This window comes from Acinetobacter amyesii, from assembly GCF_023499985.1.
GTDB lineage: Bacteria > Pseudomonadota > Gammaproteobacteria > Pseudomonadales > Moraxellaceae > Acinetobacter > Acinetobacter amyesii.
The window spans coordinates 1-355 of sequence record NZ_JAMCOU010000001.1; the positions used below are offsets into that span (position 1 = coordinate 1).

Genomic DNA, 355 nt, shown 5'->3' on the forward strand with positions numbered 1-355 from the left:
CTGGCGATGACTTACTCTCACATGGGTAACCCCACACTACCATCAGCGCTAAGAGGTTTCACTTCTGAGTTCGGGAAGGGATCAGGTGGTTCACTCTTGCTATTGTCGCCAGCACAACTGTTTATGGATACTNGCTTAGTCTAATCTCAGAGCAGTGCTCTTCGTGCTAAGTTTTCTACCAAATGAGTTATTAACAGAAGTACTTGAGTTAATTTAAGGTGTTCATTGTATCCAGCTTTTCAACTAAATCAAGTTTGATTGATTATATGTGAATCAATTGATGCTATATATACAACTGTTTGGGTGTTGTATAGTCAAGCCTCACGAGCAATTAGTATTGGTCAGCTTCATGCGT

General features: G+C 40.4%; 1 rRNA gene. It reads right to left on the minus strand.

From position 1 onward, the window contains the following. Positions 1 to 113: ribosomal RNA gene (gene rrf / locus M5F03_RS00005) — 5S ribosomal RNA — on the minus strand; the annotation flags it as partial. Between the last annotated feature and the right edge of the window lie 242 nt (positions 114 to 355).